General features: G+C 42.2%; 16 protein-coding genes and 1 tRNA gene. 11 read left to right on the forward strand and 6 right to left on the reverse strand.

Annotated elements, in window-relative coordinates:
- The first annotated feature begins 6 nt into the window (after positions 1-6).
- Together pyrF and SKC35_RS02610 are read left to right on the forward strand one after the other, a co-directional pair.
- Complete coding sequence (gene pyrF, locus SKC35_RS02605; protein ID WP_377978401.1) at positions 7-831, forward strand: orotidine-5'-phosphate decarboxylase; 825 nt, start codon at positions 7-9, stop codon at positions 829-831.
- Between the two features lies 1 nt (position 832).
- Complete coding sequence (locus SKC35_RS02610; RefSeq protein WP_130896405.1) at positions 833-1,240, forward strand: DUF2721 domain-containing protein; 408 nt, start codon at positions 833-835, stop codon at positions 1,238-1,240.
- Between the two features lie 202 nt (positions 1,241-1,442).
- Here SKC35_RS02610 and glgB read toward each other — a convergent pair whose 3' ends face one another.
- Entirely contained in the window at positions 1,443-3,341 is a 1,899-nt protein-coding gene (glgB, locus tag SKC35_RS02615) for a 1,4-alpha-glucan branching protein GlgB (protein WP_377977927.1), read from the reverse strand.
- 128 nt (positions 3,342-3,469) lie between these two features.
- Here glgB and SKC35_RS02620 point away from each other — a divergent pair.
- Both SKC35_RS02620 and SKC35_RS02625 read left to right on the forward strand, forming a co-directional pair.
- Positions 3,470-3,541: transfer RNA gene (locus SKC35_RS02620), tRNA-Glu, on the forward strand.
- Between the two features lie 84 nt (positions 3,542-3,625).
- On the forward strand, positions 3,626-4,975 hold the full coding sequence (locus tag SKC35_RS02625; protein ID WP_377977928.1) for an alginate export family protein: 1,350 nt from the start codon (positions 3,626-3,628) through the stop codon (positions 4,973-4,975).
- Here SKC35_RS02625 and SKC35_RS02630 read toward each other — a convergent pair.
- Positions 4,952-6,409 (reverse strand): sodium:solute symporter, encoded by a 1,458-nt coding sequence (locus SKC35_RS02630; protein ID WP_377977929.1) that lies wholly within the window; start codon positions 6,407-6,409, stop codon positions 4,952-4,954. The two genes, SKC35_RS02625 and SKC35_RS02630, sit on opposite strands and share 24 nt — an antisense overlap.
- Positions 6,410-6,460: 51 nt before the next feature.
- On the opposite strand from SKC35_RS02630, the gene SKC35_RS02635 reads away from it, so the two are divergent.
- From SKC35_RS02635 to chrA, 5 genes are read left to right on the forward strand one after another with little or no spacing between them, the layout of a single operon-like run.
- Positions 6,461-6,793 carry an ATP-dependent Clp protease adaptor ClpS gene (locus SKC35_RS02635; protein ID WP_130896409.1) on the forward strand — a complete coding sequence of 111 codons (333 nt, stop codon included), beginning with the start codon at positions 6,461-6,463 and terminating at the stop codon, positions 6,791-6,793.
- Complete coding sequence (recR, locus tag SKC35_RS02640; RefSeq protein WP_269006414.1) at positions 6,793-7,398, forward strand: recombination mediator RecR; 606 nt, start codon at positions 6,793-6,795, stop codon at positions 7,396-7,398. Before SKC35_RS02635 ends, recR begins: the two co-directional genes overlap by 1 nt.
- Positions 7,399-7,414: 16 nt before the next feature.
- Entirely contained in the window at positions 7,415-8,089 is a 675-nt protein-coding gene (locus SKC35_RS02645) for a superoxide dismutase (protein ID WP_377977930.1), read from the forward strand.
- 1 nt (position 8,090) lies between these two features.
- Positions 8,091-9,059 carry an isopenicillin N synthase family dioxygenase gene (locus SKC35_RS02650; RefSeq protein ID WP_377977931.1) on the forward strand — a complete coding sequence of 323 codons (969 nt, stop codon included), beginning with the start codon at positions 8,091-8,093 and terminating at the stop codon, positions 9,057-9,059.
- A 3-nt stretch (positions 9,060-9,062) separates the two neighbouring features.
- A complete protein-coding gene (chrA, locus tag SKC35_RS02655; protein ID WP_377977932.1) occupies positions 9,063-10,229 on the forward strand; it encodes a chromate efflux transporter in 1,167 nt (388 codons plus the stop codon).
- A gap of 5 nt (positions 10,230-10,234) precedes the next feature.
- On the opposite strand, the gene rfbA is transcribed toward chrA, so the two are convergent.
- The 3 genes from rfbA to galE are packed head-to-tail and all read right to left on the reverse strand — an operon-like array spanning position 10,235 to position 13,167.
- Entirely contained in the window at positions 10,235-11,095 is an 861-nt protein-coding gene (rfbA, locus tag SKC35_RS02660) for a glucose-1-phosphate thymidylyltransferase RfbA (RefSeq protein ID WP_377978402.1), read from the reverse strand.
- 1 nt (position 11,096) lies between these two features.
- A complete protein-coding gene (gene rfbB, locus SKC35_RS02665; protein ID WP_377977933.1) occupies positions 11,097-12,152 on the reverse strand; it encodes a dTDP-glucose 4,6-dehydratase in 1,056 nt (351 codons plus the stop codon).
- A 1-nt stretch (position 12,153) separates the two neighbouring features.
- On the reverse strand, positions 12,154-13,167 hold the full coding sequence (gene galE, locus SKC35_RS02670; RefSeq protein WP_130896414.1) for a UDP-glucose 4-epimerase GalE: 1,014 nt from the start codon (positions 13,165-13,167) through the stop codon (positions 12,154-12,156).
- An 81-nt stretch (positions 13,168-13,248) separates the two neighbouring features.
- Here galE and SKC35_RS02675 point away from each other — a divergent pair, with 81 nt between their 5' ends.
- Positions 13,249-14,082, forward strand: coding sequence for a transglutaminase-like domain-containing protein (locus tag SKC35_RS02675; RefSeq protein ID WP_377977934.1), 834 nt, complete (start codon positions 13,249-13,251; stop codon positions 14,080-14,082).
- Here SKC35_RS02675 and SKC35_RS02680 read toward each other — a convergent pair.
- The gene (locus SKC35_RS02680) at positions 14,074-14,673 is read right to left on the reverse strand and encodes a 4'-phosphopantetheinyl transferase family protein (protein ID WP_377977935.1); all 600 of its coding nucleotides are present in this window, start codon (positions 14,671-14,673) and stop codon (positions 14,074-14,076) included. The genes SKC35_RS02675 and SKC35_RS02680 overlap by 9 nt on opposite strands.
- A 58-nt stretch (positions 14,674-14,731) precedes the next feature.
- Here SKC35_RS02680 and SKC35_RS02685 point away from each other — a divergent pair, with 58 nt between their 5' ends.
- Complete coding sequence (locus SKC35_RS02685) at positions 14,732-15,616, forward strand: WD40 repeat domain-containing protein (RefSeq protein ID WP_377977936.1); 885 nt, start codon at positions 14,732-14,734, stop codon at positions 15,614-15,616.
- Positions 15,617-15,626: the final 10 nt, after the last annotated feature.

Genomic DNA, 15,626 nt, shown 5'->3' on the forward strand with positions numbered 1-15,626 from the left:
TTTCACATGAATTCAGCGGAATTAATTAAGCAGATTGAACAAAAGAGATCCTTTTTATGCGTCGGTTTGGACACCGATATCTCATTAATTCCAAGTCGTTTTAAGACGGAAAAAGATCCCATTTTTGCCTTTAATAAAGCTGTTATCGATGCCACTTTGCCTTATACGGTGGCCTATAAACCTAATATCGCTTTTTACGAGGCTTTAGGGCCTGCTGGTTGGGAAAGTTTGCAGAAAACGATGGAATATATGCCTAAAGACGTATTTTCTATCGCAGATGCGAAGCGTGGAGACATTGGAAATACGGCTACGAAATATGCTCAAACTTTTTTTGAGCCTGCTCGTGCCGGTTTTGATTTCGATTCTGTGACAGTTGCACCCTACATGGGCGAGGATTCGGTGAGTCCTTTCTTGCAATTTGAAGATAAATGGGTGATTCTTTTGGCTTTGACTTCTAATCCGGGTAGTAACGACTTTCAGCAATTAAAAGACGAAACGGGTGTTCCTTTTTACGAACATGTCATGCGTAAATCGATGGAATGGGGAAATGCAGATCAATTAATGTTTGTGATAGGAGCCACGAGGACGGATTATATTGCCAAAGTCCGTGAAATTGCTCCTGATAATTTCTTCCTGGTTCCTGGTGTAGGAGCGCAAGGTGGAAGTCTGTCTGATGTGGCCAAATTTGGTATGAATGATAAAGTAGGATTACTCGTGAATTCCTCTCGTGGCATCATTTATGCAGGGGATGATACCTGGGTTTCTGCCGCCAGAGAGGCGAAAAAAGTGCAAGAAGAAATGAATCAACTACTAGATCAATATTATAAATAACATGGAATTAAGCATCGGTACCCCCGCCTTATTATTCTCAACAGTTTCCTTGTTGATGATCGCTTTTACAAATCGCTTTATGTCGATGGCTTCGTTGATTCGTGGTTTACACGAAAAATTTCAACAAAATCCGGACGATGCGATTCGCATGCAAATTGATAACCTGCGATTGCGGATGAAACTAATTCAGCGGATGCAGATTATAGCCATCGTGAGTTTGATTTTAAGCGTGGTGTGTATGTTTCTGTTGTTTATGAACCAACAGTTAATAGCTCGTTGGTTTTTTGGAATCGGCCTTTTAGGTATGAGTATTTCCCTAGCGCTAAGTGCTTGGGAGATAACGATTTCCACTAAAGCACTCGAAGTGGAACTCTCAGATATGGAAGAAATTATAAATAAGAGGAAATAATGCTATTTTTTATCTGAATAGTAAAAAATAACTATCGAAATATTTTCCGCCTATAAAATATTTACTACTTTTGTATACAATAATTACATTTCATACAAACGAAGATTTTGAATGACTTAGGTCATTAAAAATACTACTTAGGCGGATTGAATAAAGGCTCGGAATTTTTCTGAGTCTTTATTGTTTCTAGCCTTTTCGCATCTTATGCCTTTAAAATAAGCGCAGAAAGAGGAGGGAGGTTGATCGCGATTGAGAATGCTTTCCCTTGCCAGTTGATTTCTTCCGTCATTGTAGCACCTGAAACAGGGTAATTGCTTCCGCCGAATTCTTCCTTATCAGAATTGAATAGGGTCTTCCAAACCCCAGGTAGTGGAACACCTATCCGGTATCCATCGCGAGGTGCTGGTGTAAGATTCAATATCACAATCACTTGTTGCTTCGCTGTTTCTCCTTTTCGGATATAGGAAATGACGGAATTACCTTGGTCATTTGATTCAATCCATTCAAAGCCTTCGTAATCAAATTGCTTGCTGTAAAAAGCAGGTTCTGAACGGTAAAGTTGATTTAAAGCTTTTACGGTCTCTTGAATTCCTCTGTGGGAATGTTGTTCTGTCAGGTGCCAATCGAGGCTTTGGGTATGATTCCATTCCTCTCTTTGGCCAAATTCCCCACCCATAAACAATAAATGAGAACCAGGATGGGTGAATTGCTCCGCTAAAAGCAAACGTAGATTCGCAAACTTCTGCCAATCATCGCCGGGCATTTTAGTCAAAAGGGAGCCTTTACCATAGACTACTTCGTCGTGCGAAAGTGGTAGACAGAAATTCTCTGTAAACGCATAAATGAGGGAGAATGTCAGCTCATTCAGGTGATGTTGACGGTAAATCGGATCTTTATGGAAGAAACGTAGGGTGTCATTCATCCAACCCATCATCCATTTTTGGCCAAAACCCAATCCGCCCATATGAACGGGCTTCGTCACCCCATTGAAGCTCGTGGACTCCTCGGCAATCATCTGGATATAGGGGAATTCACCGTATATATGACTGTTTAAGTCTTGTAAGAAAGAAATAACCTCTAGGTTATGGTTGCCACCAAACTGGTTAGGTTCCCATTCTCCATCATTTCTAGAATAATCTAAATACAACATAGACGCCACCGCATCCACGCGTAATCCATCCACGTGGTAACGATCGCACCAGAAAAAGGCATTTGACATTAAAAACGAACGAACCTCGTTTTTTCCGTAATCGAAGATATAGGATTTCCAATCCGGGTGATAACCGCGTTTCGGATCTGGATGCTCGTAAGCACTGCTGCCATCAAAGTTAAATAACCCATGCGCATCGCCTGGGAAATGGGAGGGAACCCAGTCTAAAATCACCCCAATTTCTGCCTGATGAAAGGCTTCCACTAATCGCATAAACCCTTGAGGATCGCCAAAACGTGCCGTAGGAGCAAAATAACCCGTGATTTGATAGCCCCACGATGGATCATAGGGATATTCCATCACTGGCATAAATTCCACGTGTGTAAAGCCCATTTCTTTGACGTAATTCACCAGTTTTATGGCTAAATCGTCATAAGTCAGGTAATCATTTTCTAGCGTTTTCATCCAAGAGGCTAAGTGCACCTCATAGATAGACATTGGAGCATTCAGGGCATTTTTAGAAGCCCGAACTTCTTGCCATTTGGTATCTTTCCACTCTTTATAGGTATTCCAAACGATACTCGCCGTCTTAGGTGGAGCCTCGCAATACAAGCCCATGGGATCTAATTTCTCTACATATTCCCCACCTGCCGTTTCAATACCATATTTATAGGTTTCTCCTGTTTTTACCCCCGGAATGAAGCCTTCCCAGATGCCAGATGAGTCCCAACGAGGAAATAAAGGATGCGAATAGCGGTCCCAAAAATTAAAATTACCTGTTACAAACACATTTTTCGCGTTCGGAGCCCAAACTGCAAAAAAGGTTCCTACTGTCCCATCGTGCTCTATTTCAAAAGCCCCTAATTTCTCATAAAGTCTTGTATGTTTGCCGTTTAAGAAAAGGGCAATGTCGAAATCAGTTAATCGAGAATAGGGGTGTACGTTCGCCATAAGGGGTTCTGCTTCAATGTTTAGGCTAAAATAGCGAAAATAAATTAGAAAATAATTAGTCTTTTTTTGCCTGGTAGTTTTGAATATAAAAGGGAAAAGCCTACCTTTGTGCCACCAAAATAAATAATGGTCCGTTCGTCTAGGGGTTAGGACACGTCCCTTTCACGGATGAAACACGGGTTCGATTCCCGTACGGACTACTTCGGTAGGCAAAAAACCACACAGCACGTGTGGTTTTTTTGTTTTTAATGCCTTCATTTGTCTTTTGAATCTGTTATTCGCCCTTGAGACTTTTCTTTTTCCTCTTCCTTTCGTTCTCCCTTTCTGCTCAGCAAATTGCTCGTTTGCGTTTTGATGATAATTTTTCTGCCTTGAAAAATGATAGTCTGAAAAAGGAAGCGGTGGATTATTTGAAAGAAATTCGCCTAGGGAATCATGCTCGATTGAGCTTCGGAGGTGAGTGGCGAGAACAATACCAGTCCTATACGCATTTTAATTTTGGGGAGGTGCCTTCGGATTTTGTCACGCAGAGCCCCTATCAGCTAATGCATCGTACGATGTTGCATGCGAATCTTGAATTGCCCTATGGATTTCGGGTATTTACACAACTAAACAGTACGGCACGTTTCTTTAATCCCAATCCTATTACGGGACAATTGGATCAGAATGTGTTATCGCTACATCAATTATTTGTCGATATTCCCTTGGCAAAGCCATTCAAATTGCGGGTTGGAAAGCAGGAATACTCGTATGGTTTAGAGCGATTTGTGGCTACGAGAGAGGGACCTAATACGAGAACGCCTTTTTATGGTATTAATCTAAAATACCAACTGAAGAATCTACAGTGGGATGCTTTCGTTTCGCATCCAATACGCATTAAACCAGGTGTTTTTGACGATGAACCCACAGATGAGATTCTGGGTGGACTTTATGCGAATTACCGGACTCAAAAAAGAATGCAGTTTGAACCCTATTATTTTTATTTCGAGAGTGATTTGCGGGAATATCAGTTCAAGCGTGGCTTGGAAAAGCGTCATACGTTTGGTTTACGATCATTTTCTAGTCCAGGAAATTGGAATTACGATATTGAATTAGCGGGCCAAACGGGTCAATTTAATGACCTGTCTATCTCAGCCTTTATGGGTGTTTGGGACTTTAATGTGGCCCTTAAAAAGGCATTTTATGTCGGATTTTCTGGGAATTATGTGCCCGGAGATCGTTCGGGAACAGATACAAAATTGAATACGTTTAATACTTTGTTTGCGAGACCGCCTTTTGGCCAAACCGTCGCCTTAAATATCACTAATACGTGGAATTTTAGCCCTTACATTCGGTATCAAGACTTCAAGAAATGGTTAGTGACGGGTAGGGCTTCCTTTGTGACTAGAGAGAGTACTGCTGATGGTATTTTTACGCCTAATATGACCCCCGCAAGGCCTATTTTAGGTAAAAACGTAGGAAGTGTTGCTACAGATATCTGTAACATTTATGCCTTAGATGCTCAGTTTTTTCCCACGAAACACTTTAGCTTTCAGCTAGAACTAGGTTATTGCACAGCAGGAGACTATTTAAAAGAGACAGGCACAGGCCAAAACGTCCACTATTACGCCTTACGCAACGTGTACCGTTTCTAGGTTTTTGTCTCGAATCATCCACAACATCACGAAGCAAATCGCCCCGTTCAAGATCAATTTTGCGAATCCAAATCCACCAAATAAACTCTGCGCCTGCGATTCTAATACAAACGTAATAATAGGCGAAAGCACACAGATCAATGGCACCCATTTATCCCGGATGGAATAGTTCGTAAACAAACCGAACGAGAATAAGCCTAACAAGGGCCCATAAGTATAACCCGCTAAATTGAATACCGCGGCAATCAATTCAGAGGTGTTGAAGATGTGGAATAAGCCAATCACGACGAAAAACAAAGCAGAAAACCCGATGTGCACGAAATGCTTCATCTTCTTTTGTTTTTCCTCCTTGAACTTCTCGATACTCAAGAAATCGATGCAGAAAGAGGTTGTTAATGCCGTCAAGGCTGAATCAGAACTAGCATAGGAAGCAGCGATAATCCCTAATAAGAAGGTGACAGCAGCTAAGGTCCCAAATTCACCACCTAAGGCTAACATCGGATATAATTCATCTGTTTTTGTGGGTACTTCGATTCCTTTAGATGCCGTATAAATGTATAATAAAGCACCTAAAGAAAGGAACAAGATGTTAATGAAAAGAAGTACCCAGTAGAACCAGAACATGTTTTTCTGTGCTTCTCCGATCGATTTGCAGGTCAGGTTTTTCTGCATCAAATCCTGATCTAATCCCGTCATAACGATGGCAATGAACACGCCTGCTAGGAAGTCTTTCCCAAAGAAATGGGGGTTCTTCCAATCCCACTCAAACAAATGCGAATACTTGCTTGCACTGACTTGTTGGATCATGTCAGGGATGCTCATGTCCATTTTTTGGCCCACTAAAACAATCGTAATGAACAACGCAATCAATAAGAATAGGGTCTGTAAAGTGTCCGTCCAAATAATCGTTTTAACCCCTCCGCGGTGCGTATACAGCCAAATCAAGAAGATCGAAACGAATACAGTCACGATAAAGGGTACGCCGATAGGGGCGAAGATCGCAATTTGCAATACGTTAACTGCTAGGTACAAACGAGCGGCAGAACCGATTGTTCTAGACAATAAAAAGAAGGCAGAACCGGTCTTATAGGACCAAAAACCAAAGCGTTTTTCTAAATATCCGTAAATGGAAATCAGATTCAATCGGTAATACAAGGGCATTAAAACCAGTGCAATAGTCAAATAACCAAAAGAGTGGCCTAAAATAACCTGATAGTAAGTGAAATAGGTTTTTCCCACAGCACCTGGCACCGAAATAAAGGTTAAACCAGAAATCGACGTTCCAATCATCCCAAAGGCTACTAGCCACCAAGGCGACTCGCGATTAGCTGTAAAAAATGCATGGGTATCAGCGCCTCTCGAGGTAAAATAGGAGATCGCTAACAGCAGGCCAAAATAGAGGGCAAGAATTCCTCCAGCTAATTGTACAGACATAAGGTTTGGAACGGATTTTTTTTTAAATTTGATTTCAAATTCATCAAAAATATGGAATTCTGTGTAGATAGTATTTATCGTCTACCTTTTTCTTTTCAAAATCAGGAAAAATGGCAAGAAGACACATCGACCCTCGTAGAGGAAGAGGTGATCGAAGCTCATCAGCTGATTGTCTACAATGATGAAGTCAATTCCTTTGAATATGTCATTTTAACGCTAATTGAAGTGTGTGAACACACGCCACAACAAGCGGAGCAATGTACCTTACAGATTCATTTCAGAGGGAAATGCGGCGTGAAAACCGGTGGATTTGACGAATTAGTAGCTATGCGCAATGAGATTTGCCGTAGAGGAATTTCCGCAGAAATAGAAGCCAGCGCCTAATGAATAATTACCCCTCGAAGATGATTGAGCAAGCCGTGGAAGAGATTTCCAAACTGCCCGGCATCGGTAAAAAATCAGCACTGCGCCTCGCTTTGCACTTATTAAAGCGCCCAGAAGCCCAATCTTTGCAATTAGCCCACGCGGTAGTTCAACTCAGAACGGAGACGAAATACTGCCCACAATGCCACATGATTTCAGATGGCGATTTATGCGGCATTTGTGCCAGTCATAAACGAGATGAAAGTATCATTTGTGTGGTGGAAGATCTACGCGATGTGTTAGCGATTGAGAATACAGGCCAGTTTATGGGCCTATACCACGTTTTGGGCGGGATTATTTCCCCTTTATCGGGTATTTCCCCAGGTGATTTGACGATCGAATCCTTAGTGGCGCGTGTTGCCTCTGGGAAAGTGAGTGAAGTGATTTTAGGTTTGAGTCCCACGATGGAAGGGGATACGACGGCTTTTTATTTGACTAAAAAGCTAAAAGAGTTTCCCGTCAAATTATCCACGATTGCGCGTGGTATTCCCATTGGCGGCGATTTAGAGTATACCGACGAGATTACACTAGGCCGAAGTATAGTAGGTCGAGTTGTTTACGAATAGTATAAACCGAAAAACGATGAAACGTTCCGAATTTCTGAAACAATCCCTAGTCCTTGCAGGTGCTAGCGTGGTGTTGCCCTCTTTTTCAGCTCCTGTAGCCGATTCTTTTAGTTTACCAGCCTTGCCTTATGCTTTTGATGCGTTAGAGCCTCATATCGATCGTTTAACGATGGAAATCCACCACGACCGTCACCACAAGGCCTATGTAGATAATTTAAACAAGGCTTTACCGGCTGCGACTAAATCGCTTGAAGAGATTTTAGCCACCGTTTCTACTCAACCAGTTGCCGTGCGCAACAATGGGGGAGGACACTGGAATCACAGTTTTTTCTGGAATGTGTTAGGACCTGCCAAAGGTTCTAAACCTTCTGCAGCTTTAGCGAAGCAAATAGAGGCTGATTTTGGCTCCTTTGATGCATTCAAGGCTGAATTCACGAAAGCTGCAACGTCTCGTTTTGGATCAGGCTGGGCTTGGTTAATCAAGAAAGAAGGAAAACTAGTGATTTCTTCGACGCCTAATCAAGATAATCCATTGATGGATGTGGCGGAAGTAAAAGGTCAACCTATTTTAGCCTTAGACGTGTGGGAACACGCTTATTATTTAAAATACATGAACAAGCGTGCGGATTATATCGCGGCGTTTTGGAACCTAGTTAACTGGGACTTTGTATCAACAAACTTTACTAAATAAGATGTTATTAGATGAAATTCCTTCGTTGGATTTAGCGGATTTCCTTTCGGGAGAAGCTGGTCGCAAGGCGAAATTTGTACAAGATTTAGGGGCTGCCTTCAACACGATTGGTTTTGTGGCGATTAAGGGTCACGGATTGTCGAATGACTTTACGAAAAAGCTGTATTCGGATGTAGAGCAGTTTTTTCAATCGCCTGATTCGCTGAAGCAAACCTATGAAATAGAAGGAATTGCAGGCCAGCGTGGCTATATCGGGAAACGAAAAGAAACGGCTAAAGGCTTTAAGGTGCCTGATTTAAAGGAATTTTACCACGTGGGTCAACCGCACAAGGAAGATGGAGATTCCGTTTGGTCTGAATATCCAGCGAACGTTTTTCCAGCGGAATACCCTGATTTCGAAAAGAACACAGTGGAAGCCTACCAAACTTTAGAGAAAGCTGGGAAAGCACTTTTGCAGGCGATTGCGCTCTATTTAGAATTGCCACAAGACTATTTTGAATCCCGTGTGAAAAACGGTAATTCCATTTTACGTGCGATTCACTATTTCCCAATTCTAGATCCTGATTCCTTGCCAGAAGGAGCGGTGAGAGCGGCGGCACACGGTGATATTAACTTGATTACCTTATTGATGGGTGCTTCTGCGGAAGGCTTAGAAGTATTGCGTATGGATGGGAAATGGATTCCCATTACAGCTTTACCGGATCAGGTAGTGGTGAATGTAGGAGATATGTTAGATCGTTTGACGAATCATAAATTGAAATCGACGATTCACCGCGTTGTGAATCCGCCGCGTGAAAAAATGGGTACATCTCGTTATTCGATCCCTTTCTTTATGCATCCGCGTTCTGAAATGGATTTGACTTGTTTACCATCTTGCGTTTCGACGGAATACCCAAAAATCTATACGGACATGACAGCGGGGGCGTTTTTGAATGAGCGATTGATTGAATTAGGACTTAAAAAGGCATAAATCATGCGGCTAAAACACCTGGATTTCCTGTGGGATGTCTTGCTTTTAGCCTGCACCTCTTTTGGGGGTCCTCAAGTGCATTTTGCGCTCTTTTTAGATCGATTAGTCAAGAAAAGAGCCTATTTAACGGAGGAAGAGTTGTTTGAAATTCAAGCGCTTTGTTCCGTATTACCAGGCCCTACCTCGACTCAAATGATCACAGCGATCGGTTTGAAGCGGGGTGGGGCTTCTTTGGCTTACCTCACTTTGTTTATTTGGGTCACTCCGGCGGTACTTATCATGACCCTGGCAGCCTACGGAATGACTTTTTTACGGAATAATTCGATTCTTCATTACGTTCTTCCAGTAGGTATTGGTTTGATTTTGCAGGCGGGATGGTATATGGCCAAAAAGGTCATCACTGGTCCTATGTATGTCATCATTCTACTCGTGACCTTGTTTTTAGGGATCGCTTTTCACAGTCCCTATATTTTCCCTTTAGTACTTGTTTTAGGAGGAATTGTTTCGTCGCTGAACTATAAAGATTTCCCTCGCCAAACCAAACATAAATTCGTCATTCCTTGGGCTAATTTTCATTTATATTGGGTTTTTTTGCTTTTTTTGGCACTTTTAGGCCATTTCACGGAATATTTCCCTATTCGACTTTTTGAAAATTTTTACCGGAATGGATCCCTTGTTTTTGGGGGAGGGCATATTCTGGCTCCTGTTCTTTACACCGAATTTGTCGAGTTTAAACAGTTAATTAGTTCAGACGCCTTTTTGACGGGAATGGCTCTTTCGCAAACGCTTCCCGGTCCAGTATTTGCCTTTACGTCTTATTTGGGGGTCTTGTTGATGAAGGACTATGGTCTGCTAGGTGAATTGGCGGGTTCTCTCATCGGTGCGTTGGGAATCTTTTTGCCGGGGACTTTTTTGATCTTCTTTGTGTTTCGAATTTGGGGGCAATTGAAGCAATATCGCTTCATTCGGGCCTCTCTAGCGGGTATTCAGGCCGCTTCTGTGGGATTAACTTTGGTGGCGGTATTTACCTTTACAAAGCCTATGGTGGTAGATGCGCAATTTGTCTCTCTTGGAATCGTAGCGGCAGCTTTTGTGCTAGCAGAGAAAACAAAAATTCCCGCCATCTTGCTGTTTGGATTAGCGTTGATAGCGGGAATTCTAGGTATATAAGCCGATTAGGCGATTAAATTCAATAGGTATTGTCCATAACCACTTTTCACCAGTGGCTCAGCGATTTTCTTTAATTGCGCTTTATCGATGTACCCCATTCTGTAGGCAACCTCTTCAATACAGCCTACTTTCATGCCTTGGCGTTCTTCGATCACTTGAACGAATTGACCTGCTTGCATTAGGGACGCAAAAGTACCTGTATCTAACCAAGCTGTTCCGCGGTTCAAAATACCCACCGAAAGACGTCCTTGCTTCAAGTATTCTTTGTTCACGTCCGTGATTTCGTATTCTCCGCGAGGGGATGGGGCGATGTTTTTGGCAATCTCCACCACATCATTATCGTAGAAATACAAGCCTGGAACAGCGTAATTCGATTTCGGTTTCTCCGGTTTCTCTTCGATCGAGATCACTTTATTGTCTGCATCGAACTCCACCACGCCGTAACGCTCTGGATCGTTCACTGAATAAGCGTAAACCACGCCACCAGACGGATCATTGTTCGCTTGTAATAACTTACTCAAGCCAGAACCATAGAAGATGTTATCGCCTAAAACCAAGGCAACCTTGTCTTTTCCAATGAATTTTTCTCCGATGACAAACGCTTGCGCTAAACCGTTCGGCTCTGGTTGAACGGCATATTCGAAACGACAGCCGATTTGGGATCCATCGCCTAATAACTTTTCGAAATGAGGTAAATCGTGCGGTGTAGAGATGATCAAAATCTCTTTTATGCCCGATAACATCAAGATAGACAAGGGGTAATAGATCATCGGCTTGTCATAAACCGGCATTAATTGCTTGCTAACCGCTAAAGTCAATGGGTGTAATCTCGTTCCGGATCCACCCGCTAAAATAATTCCTTTCATCTTATCTGCCTGCGTAGTTTTTTTCGTAATATTTCTGATAATCACCTGAAGTGACATCATTTAACCATTTTTCATTCTCTAAATACCAATTCACGGTCTTCTCTAAACCCTCAGCGAATTGCAAACTAGGTTCCCAACCTAATTCTTTCATTATCTTGTTCGCATCGATCGCATAGCGCAAATCGTGACCCGCACGATCCGTCACATAGGTGATTAATTGAACCGATGTTCCTGCTGTACGACCTAATTTCTCATCCATAATTTTGCACAATAAATGGACTAAATCAATGTTCTTCCACTCATTAAAGCCACCTATGTTATAGGTTTCGCCTATTTTTCCATCATGAAATACCGAGTCAATCGCACGTGCGTGGTCAATCACGAATAACCAATCGCGTACATTTTCGCCTTTTCCGTACACAGGAAGAGGTTTGTTGTTCATGATGTTATGAATCATCAAGGGGATTAACTTCTCTGGGAAGTGATTTGGCCCATAATTATTCGAACAATTCGTAATCACCGTAGGTAGACCATAGGTTTCATGGTAAGCCCGAACGAAGTGGTCTGAACTCGCTTTTGATGCTGAATAGGGCGAACGTGGATCGTAAGACGTTGTTTCTAAGAAAAATTCCTTCGGATCGTGCAACTCACCATATACCTCATCAGTAGAGATGTGGTAAAAGCGCTTGCCCTCCATTTTTCCTGCCCAGTGTTTCTTCGCGGCTTGTAATAAATTCACCGTTCCGATGACATTCGTTCTGACGAACGCCAAAGGATCCGTAATGGAGCGATCCACGTGTGATTCCGCAGCTAGGTGTAACACGCCATCAAATTGATGTTCTGCAAAAAGGGCGTCGATATGTTCCGCATCCGTGATATCCGCTTTAATGAAGTGGTAATTAGGGGCAGACGCCACATCTTCATTATTTGCTAGGTTACCTGCATACGTCAAGGCATCCAAATTGTAGATCTGGTAATCCGGGTATTTGTTCACAAACAAACGAACCACGTGCGATCCAATAAATCCGGCACCGCCGGTGATAACTAATTTTTTCATCTTATTGATTGATTGCTTCTTGCCATTTCCAGGCGTCTTGCAAGGCTTTTTCTAAACTAAATTGTGTTTTCCAACCCAAAACCTGGTTCGATTTATCTGTTGAGGCATAAACCGCCGTAATATCTCCCGCTCTGCGGTCTCTGATTTCATACGGAACTTTCTTACCAGTCGCCTTTTCGAAAGCGGTGATAACTTCCATGACAGAGCTCCCTTGGCCTGTTCCGATGTTAAAGAAATCGTAGTTTTTGGTTGATTTTCCGTCGATTAAGTGGGCCAAAGCTTTCACATGCGCCCCCGCTAAATCCACTACGTGAATATAATCGCGAATCGCTGTTCCATCCGGAGTAGGATAATCCGTTCCCCATACCTGTAATGGCCCACGTAAACCTGCTACCGATTGTGTTAAAAACGGAATCAAATTTGCCGGAGGTCCGATGGGTAATTCCCCAATTAAGGCCGATTCGTGCGCCCCAATGGGGTTAAAGTAACGTAAAGCAATGGCTTTTAACGCTGAAGACGCTGCTACCGTATCGCGAATAATCTCCTCACAAATTTGCTTCGAGTTGCCATAAGGGGAGGTCGCCGGTTGAACTGGCGATTCTTCCGTGGCTGGGAGTGTTTCTGGTTGACCGTATACCGTACAAGATGACGAGAATACTAGGTTTGAAAGACCGTATTCGGCCATTTTTTCTAAAAGGAGAACCGTTGACGCTACGTTATTTCGGTAGTATTTTAAGGGGTTCTCCACTGATTCACCTACTGCCTTAGAAGCGGCAAAGTGGATAATTCCTCTAATATCGTATTTCTTGAATAGTTGATCGTAGGTCTCCGGATGGTTGACATCGCCTTCTTCGAAAATCACCGGTTCTTTTGTGATGATTTCTAGGTTTTTAATGACCTTTTTCGAAGAATTGGAGAAGTTATCTACGATAATAGGGGTGTAACCGTGTTCTTTCAAAACCACATAGGTATGTGATCCAATGAATCCAGCTCCTCCCGTAATTAAAATTTGCATACGTAAATGATAAGAATTAAAGACAAATTTAGGGGAAAATAGGCCAAATGTCTTTAATTTTGTCAAAAATATACGTTCTCTATGACGGAAGCTGCCATTAAAGCCATGATTCATTTATTAGACGATTCTGATCAGGAAGTCGTGACTATGGTAGAGCAGCAAATTCGGACCTTAGGACCCTCGATTATTCCGGTTTTAGAATCGGAATGGGAGACTGAGAGCTTAAATCCAATTCTCCAAACCAAAATTGAAAACTTGATTCACGATTTCCAATGGCAATCGGTGAAGACTCGTTTACAGCTTTGGAAGGAATCAGGAGGAATGGATTTATTAGAGGGAATGTGGATTTTAGCGACTTACCGCTATCCTGACTATACTTTTGAGCAGTTAAAAGTGGAAATGGATCAGTTATATTATGAGGTTTGGCCACAAATGCGGGAGGAATTACACCCAATGGACCAAGTGAAGGTCTTGAACACGGTGTTGTTTGATCAATTGAAGTTCGGTCCGAATTCGAAGAATTTTCATGCAGCCAATAACTCGTTCATTAACAATGTGTTGTCCTCTAAAAAAGGGAATCCCATCAGCCTTTGTGTTATTTATATGTGGGTCGCCCAAAAATTAGGTTTACCTGTTTATGGCGTGAATCTGCCTAATCTTTTCGTGTTGACCTACAAGCAAAATGGCTTGCAGTTTTACATCAATGTATTTAACAAAGGATTGATTTTCAATAAGATAGATATTGATAACTATATTGCTCAATTGAACTTGACCCCTAACGAGATCTATTATAATCCTTGCACTAATTTAGAAATCATCCGCCGTGTCATTCGCAATTTACTGATGGCTTATGAAAAAGCAGGAGAGCTGGAATACAAGGATGAACTAACGGATCTGATTGATCTATTAGATTAAGGCAACAGTCAGGCTAAATTCCGGGAATTCTTCCCAATAGATAGCGATCTCTTCCTTGGTAGAAATCTGCGCTTTGCACGGATTTTGATTAAAATCGAATATCTCCATTTCTTTTTGAAACGAAAGTCCAGGTTTACCCACCGCTTTATAGATGGATTCCTTTGCAGACCATGCCAAAGTCAGCAGATTTGAGGCATCTTTCCACTTGGCTAATTCCGCGGGGCATAGGAAACGTGGGGCAATTTTCTCGATATTTCTACCCGGTTTCTCCAGATCAATTCCGATGCGTTTCTCAGGTGAACAGGCCGCTGCCACATAAGGATAGGAATGGGTAAGGCTGATGTGCCATTCTGAATTTTGGAAATAAGGTCTATTACGGTCGTTTTGGACGAGAACTAGGCTTTCAAATTCAGGTGAAAGCTGATGCAAACAATACCTTGCCGCAATGGATTCCAGTTTTTTGATCGGATTTTCAATAGTAGGAGTGGACCAGGATGCTGGGAATGTTTCAAAAAAAGCGAAGGGCTCTTCGATTTTCCAAACCAAAATTTGAAAATTGTCAGCGCTAATTTTTGAAAATATTTGGGGCATAAAAGGGAATAATTGAACGTAAAATTATCATTTTTGTAGCTAAATCGATGGAAATAATTTGAGTACGCTACAAATTGAACGTATTGATACCTTCTCAGGGCACCGTGGACCAGTTTATTCGCTGGAAAAGGGTGTTGATTCCCTGTTTTATTCGGCGGGATCTGATGGATGGGTAGTGCAATGGAATCTGGCAAAACCAGATCTGGGTAAAGTAATTGCCCAAATCGAGGGTTCCGTTTATGCGATGAAGCTGGATGCAACCGGAATCTTATGGATAGGCCATAATTACGAGGGAATCCAAGGAATTCAGGTTGATGATCAGTCTCAAGTATTTGCTATTCCGACGAAAGGTTTATCCATTTTTTCTATTGCTTTTGTAGGCTCTAATGCTTGGATTGGGCATAATGGGGGATTGATTACCGTGGTAGATATCGCAACAAAATCGGTTGTAAAACATATCAAAGCCAGCTCAACAAGCGTTCGTTGTTTCTGCGTTTTAGCGGATAATCGCGTGGCTGTAGGCTATTCGGATGGATTTATTCGTGTTTTTGACACTACTTTTCAATTAGTGCACTCATTCAAGGCGCATGAATCGTCTGTTTTTTCGCTCCAAAGCAGGGGAGGGGAACTCTACAGCGTAGGCAAAGATGCGCGAATCAAGCGTTGGAGTGAGGATTTTCAGCTTCTAAACGAAGTGATTGGGCATATATATGCTATTCACGATATACAGTTTTCTCCGGATGGGAAATGGTTTGCGACGGCCAGTATGGATAAGACGGTGAAAGTTTGGGAGAGTGAGACCTTAACCTTGCGCAAAGTACTAGATGCTTCCAGACACGGAGGACATAAGAATTCGGTTAATAAACTAATCTGGTCTTCATTCGACGATTTGCTGGTATCAGCATCAGACGATAAAAATCTTTCTATTTGGAAAATTCACTAAATAATTTCCT

This window comes from Aquirufa originis (assembly GCF_042714495.1).
Lineage (GTDB): Bacteria > Bacteroidota > Bacteroidia > Cytophagales > Spirosomataceae > Aquirufa > Aquirufa originis.

Bases quoted from the DNA above. Each gene is read 5' to 3' on its own strand.
- glgB (WP_377977927.1), bottom strand. From the start codon at position 3,341: ATGGCGAACGTACACCCCTATTCTCGATTAACTGATTTCGACATTGCC.
- chrA (WP_377977932.1), top strand. From the start codon at position 9,063: ATGCGGCTAAAACACCTGGATTTCCTGTGGGATGTCTTGCTTTTAGCC.
- SKC35_RS02645 (WP_377977930.1), top strand. From the start codon at position 7,415: ATGAAACGTTCCGAATTTCTGAAACAATCCCTAGTCCTTGCAGGTGCT.
- rfbA (WP_377978402.1), bottom strand. From the start codon at position 11,095: ATGAAAGGAATTATTTTAGCGGGTGGATCCGGAACGAGATTACACCCA.
- SKC35_RS02630 (WP_377977929.1), bottom strand. From the start codon at position 6,409: ATGTCTGTACAATTAGCTGGAGGAATTCTTGCCCTCTATTTTGGCCTG.
- rfbB (WP_377977933.1), bottom strand. From the start codon at position 12,152: ATGAAAAAATTAGTTATCACCGGCGGTGCCGGATTTATTGGATCGCAC.
- SKC35_RS02610 (WP_130896405.1), top strand. From the start codon at position 833: ATGGAATTAAGCATCGGTACCCCCGCCTTATTATTCTCAACAGTTTCC.
- SKC35_RS02650 (WP_377977931.1), top strand. From the start codon at position 8,091: ATGTTATTAGATGAAATTCCTTCGTTGGATTTAGCGGATTTCCTTTCG.
- galE (WP_130896414.1), bottom strand. From the start codon at position 13,167: ATGCAAATTTTAATTACGGGAGGAGCTGGATTCATTGGATCACATACC.
- SKC35_RS02675 (WP_377977934.1), top strand. From the start codon at position 13,249: ATGACGGAAGCTGCCATTAAAGCCATGATTCATTTATTAGACGATTCT.
- recR (WP_269006414.1), top strand. From the start codon at position 6,793: ATGAATAATTACCCCTCGAAGATGATTGAGCAAGCCGTGGAAGAGATT.
- SKC35_RS02680 (WP_377977935.1), bottom strand. From the start codon at position 14,673: ATGCCCCAAATATTTTCAAAAATTAGCGCTGACAATTTTCAAATTTTG.
- pyrF (WP_377978401.1), top strand. From the start codon at position 7: ATGAATTCAGCGGAATTAATTAAGCAGATTGAACAAAAGAGATCCTTT.
- SKC35_RS02635 (WP_130896409.1), top strand. From the start codon at position 6,461: ATGGAATTCTGTGTAGATAGTATTTATCGTCTACCTTTTTCTTTTCAA.